The organism is Pseudodonghicola xiamenensis DSM 18339 (assembly GCF_000429365.1).
Taxonomy (GTDB): domain Bacteria; phylum Pseudomonadota; class Alphaproteobacteria; order Rhodobacterales; family Rhodobacteraceae; genus Pseudodonghicola; species Pseudodonghicola xiamenensis.
In genome coordinates, this window is sequence record NZ_AUBS01000083.1 from 1 (window position 1) to 1955 (window position 1955).

3 protein-coding genes are annotated in these 1955 nt (G+C 56.2%); all 3 read left to right on the top strand.

Annotated features, from left to right (window positions below):
- Positions 1-311 precede the first annotated feature (311 nt).
- Positions 312-578 carry a hypothetical protein gene (locus G455_RS0122110; protein ID WP_035367221.1) on the top strand — a complete coding sequence of 89 codons (267 nt, stop codon included), beginning with the start codon at positions 312-314 and terminating at the stop codon, positions 576-578.
- Positions 579-586: 8 nt separating this feature from the next.
- Positions 587-886: a type II toxin-antitoxin system RelE/ParE family toxin gene (locus G455_RS0122115; RefSeq protein ID WP_028095595.1), complete on the top strand. Its 300-nt coding sequence runs from the start codon at positions 587-589 to the stop codon at positions 884-886.
- Positions 887-1522: 636 nt separating this feature from the next.
- Complete coding sequence (locus G455_RS26650) at positions 1523-1894, top strand: hypothetical protein (RefSeq protein ID WP_240474639.1); 372 nt, start codon at positions 1523-1525, stop codon at positions 1892-1894.
- Positions 1895-1955 lie beyond the last annotated feature (61 nt).

The window sequence follows — 1955 nt, forward strand, 5'->3', positions numbered from 1 at the left end:
CTCGATCTGCGCCTGCACATATTTCTGCATCGGTTCGGTCAGGTGGACGTTTGGCATCAGACTCTCCTATCCATGCTCAATCGTATCAGATACTGCCATAAATCTTCAAGCGCATGTTCGATCTCAACATAGGCCACAACACAGGATCGTTGCCCCCTCCCGTCCTTCTGCACCGGAGTCCAGCCGAAGAACCGGGCTCGCCTGCGCCTTTTGCAAAAGCCTGCGAAGCCAGAGGGCACTATACTAGGTTCCAGAATGCTGTTGAATGAACAAATGTTGTTTTGTGGGTCAGAAATGGCTATCGTCTCTCCATGCCCAGACTCTCGATCGATATCACCCCTGAAGAACATCAGAAGCTCAAGGCCATCGCGGCCCTGAGAGGTCAGAGCATCAAGGACTACGTCCTGAATCGGACACTTGGTGATGCTCCCCCTTTGGAGGGGAAGAGCGAAGAGGCAGCCTTCGATGCCCTGGCACGGTTTATTGAGCCGCGCATCGAGCAGGCCCGCCGCCGTGAGTTCTCTTCAAAGTCGATCAGCGACATCAAACGCGAAGCACGTGAACAGGCCGGGAAGTAAGGTTTCCAATGGCTGGTTACGACCTGACGCATGCGGCAGAAGAAGATCTGCGCGGTATCTGGGCCTACACATATGAGACCTGGGGCGCCGATCAGGCTGACCGGTATCTCGACCAGATTGAGACGTGCTTTGATACCGTGGCGTCCGGCCGGGCGCAGGCGCATCAGTTCGAACAACTGCCAAGTGATGTCAGAATCTACCGTTGCGAACACCACTTCATCGTGTGGCTTGCCGGGCCGCGCCCGATCATCATAGCGGTGTTGCATGAGCGGATGGAGTTCATGCGGCATCTCAAGGACCGTCTCTGAAATAACCGAAGCGAGCCCGCCAATCAGGCGTTACGACTGACCCGACGAAGATCGAACGGCCCCGCCCAAGACTATGGGTGCTGGGACACAGCGTTCGCGTGGCCCACGCAGTCAATTCTTCCGTGACCGCTTTTTTGACCGCATTGGGTCTCCGGTTTTGTATTTCGTTCCAATTTGTTGTTCTCAAAATTTCGCGCCGGGAGGCCGGTGTTTTGGCCGCTTTCGACAGGCCAAGGTAGTCAAAACCGGGTTCGGATTTCGAAAGCCTTCAAGCGGAGAAAGCGAACGCTTGCGCGCGGCAATCAATCAAATCTCCTTGCTATCATTAATGTTGTTTCGTATCGCTGCACCATTATAGATGGAGTCGGCATCATGAAGCACGTGATCCACGGCGTGGCTACAGCCACGGCAATAAGCATATCCGGACTAATGGCCTCGTCAGGTCCGGCTCAGGCCTATCAGGTGGACTGTGCAATCCTCCTCTGCCTTGCGGGGGGCTGGCCTGCCTCCGCGCCCTGCGCGCATGCTAGAGCGGTCTTCATTCGGCGGATCACGCCATGGCCGATCGAGCCGCCCTTGCAAATCTGGCGGTGTCCGATGGGTGTGTCGTTAAACGATCCCAGTCCGATGTCGCCCATGGAACGCCTTTATGAGATCACGTTCCGCGATCCGCCCGAACCGCAGGAATCGACTCCGATACCCCTTGTTCGCGTCCAAGCGGATGAACAAGCCGACATCGACATCTCAGGCGACGCCTTTGACTTTGTTCGGAGCATTCGCGTGTATCACATCCAGTACCGGCAGCACGAAAACCGAGATGGTGACTGCAATCGCAGCGACTCCACGCAGTTGGGGTCCTACGGAGTGCAAGGCGATTACCGATGGACAAGATCCAACGTGGGCCAAGTGCCGGCCGCATCCGGCCTGAGCATCCCGAATGGATGTGGCAGCTACTTCTACCGCTCCGTCTTCGTCTGTCCCCCGTCAGCGCCAATGGCACAGATTTGAGGTTGTGATTTAAGGAGGATTTGGGCTTCGTCGTAGTGACGAAGGAACGAAGATGAAACCC

What these genes read in the sequence shown, in the direction of transcription:
- G455_RS0122110 (WP_035367221.1), top strand. Translation starts at nt 312, where the DNA reads ATGCCCAGACTCTCGATCGATATCACCCCTGAAGAACATCAGAAGCTC.
- G455_RS26650 (WP_240474639.1), top strand. Translation starts at nt 1,523, where the DNA reads ATGGAACGCCTTTATGAGATCACGTTCCGCGATCCGCCCGAACCGCAG.
- G455_RS0122115 (WP_028095595.1), top strand. Translation starts at nt 587, where the DNA reads ATGGCTGGTTACGACCTGACGCATGCGGCAGAAGAAGATCTGCGCGGT.